Here is a 1,931-nt window from a genome sequence, read left to right as displayed (position 1 = left end):
GTCGAGTAAATCTATATAAGCGTTAATGTCTGCTTTACTCATTTTTTTAAGTTGCGCGCTTAACATTAATAATACTTTGTTTTGCCCTAAATCTAGCGCCTTGTTGAAGTGCGGCAGTGCCTCGCTGAATTTGCTTTGGGTAATCAAAATATTTGCTAGCAGCTGATAGGGTTCTGGCTCGTCTGGCGCTGCTACTATCCACAGTTTGACCGCTTTAGTGAGGGCTTTAGTGTCTCTTAAGTGCTGAGCGATTCGCACTGCTCTTTTGGCGATGCCTGCATCTTGTGTCAGCTCTGACTGTTTGAGGTATTTGTCGAGGCTGTACTGGTAATTTTCTACATTACCAGATAGCTCTGCGAGTAGAATGTCATACAAGGTTTGTGGGTGTAATTCGCCAGTTTGGTACTCACCGGAGAATTTGGCCTCGGACGAGGAGTGGGATTGAGTTGCACAACCAAATAGGCCGATAAAACAGACAATAAGTATAGCGGTACGTACAGTTATCACGTTTGGGTCCTGCCTTGTTGAGTCAAAACGATTGGCCGATAAATAATAATAGGCGTTACTATTATAATGCATTTAAGCGATAACGCTGTTTGTCATTAAAAATTAAACATCTACCCGCCGGTGTTGATGGCTTGAAGAATCAGCCAATACATTGATTATAGCTTAGTTAGTTTATCCTAAAAGCCGGAAAGTGGATAATATTTAATGGCTATGACTGGCCTGTAGCGATTAAGTTTGCATGCTAGTCGTTTATTTTTAAATTAATTGATTTATGGGGCTGTAAAAAGCGAAATAAAAAAGAGATATGGCGAAATTGTTTGGCAATGTTGTTAATATAGCGCGTTTTTATTTATCATTTCTAACCGTTCGCTTCAAAGTAGCGGGTTGGCGAGAATTTAGCTTACGGGATTAGATCTTTTATATGACCCTTTTGGCGTTGGGTATCAACCACAAGACTGCATCTATTGAAGTGCGTGAGCGCTTGGCTATTGCACCAGCTGTGATGCAGGATGCGTTAATTGCAGCGCGTGACCATGCTGGGCTGAATGAAATAGCGATTCTGTCTACTTGTAATAGAACCGAAGTTTACTGTTCGGCGAATACTGAAAATACCCAAGAAATATTAAATTGGTTGGCGCAGTACAAGTCACTATCTACCGCTGAAATTGAGCAGAGCATGTATTCGCATACCGGTTTAGATGCCGTGCAGCATATGATGAGAGTAGCCTGTGGGCTCGACTCTCTAGTGTTAGGTGAGCCGCAGATTTTAGGTCAATTGAAATCAAGTTTTGCCGTCTCCCAAGAGATGAGTTTATTGAAGGGAGAGCTTGGTCAGCTATTCCAGCAGACTTTTGCCGTGGCAAAGAAAGTGCGCACGGATACCGCTATCGGTGAAAATCCGGTGTCTGTTGCCTATGCCGCTGTCAGTTTAGCGCAACATATATTCTCCGATCTAGAGGACAGTACCGCGCTATTGATTGGTGCGGGGGAGACTATTGAACTTGTCGCTAGACACCTAAAAAATGCCGGAGTTAGCAATATTATAGTCGCTAACCGTACCTTAGATAAAGCGCAGCTGCTCGCGGCGAATTTTGATGCCGAAGCTATTTTGCTGGGAGATATTCCCGATATATTGCATCGTGCAGATATTGTTATTGCCTCCACTGCTTCGCAGTTGCCAATTTTAGGTAAGGGAGCGGTGGAGTCAGCACTGCTTAAGCGCAAGCATCAGCCCATGTTTATGATAGATATAGCGGTGCCCAGGGATATTGAGGTGCAGGTAAAAGAGCTTGATGATGTTTACCTCTATACCGTAGATGACTTGCATCAAGTTATCCAAGAAAACCAACAGCAGCGTCAGGAAGCGGCACTTGACGCTGAAAAAATTATCGTGGATGGCGTTGACAGATATATATTAGAGCGAC

The 1,931-nt window shown here is 43.4% G+C and carries 2 protein-coding genes; one reads left to right on the top strand and one right to left on the bottom strand.

Annotation, left to right across the window (positions count from 1 at the left end):
* Nucleotides 1-507 (bottom strand): hypothetical protein (locus DWA01_RS06105; protein ID WP_200832513.1); only part of this gene is annotated, 507 nt, incomplete at its 3' end.
* 421 nt (nucleotides 508-928) lie between these two features.
* On the opposite strand from DWA01_RS06105, the gene hemA reads away from it, so the two are divergent.
* Nucleotides 929-1,931: glutamyl-tRNA reductase (gene hemA / locus DWA01_RS06100; protein WP_114284959.1), on the top strand; the 1,003-nt coding region annotated here is incomplete at its 3' end.

This window comes from Candidatus Halocynthiibacter alkanivorans (genome assembly GCF_003333265.1).
Taxonomy (GTDB): Bacteria; Pseudomonadota; Alphaproteobacteria; order Rhodobacterales; family Rhodobacteraceae; genus Halocyntiibacter_A; species Halocyntiibacter_A alkanivorans.
Note: the sequence above shows the minus strand (reverse complement) of the source record. Positions and strands in the feature narration are given on the sequence as shown.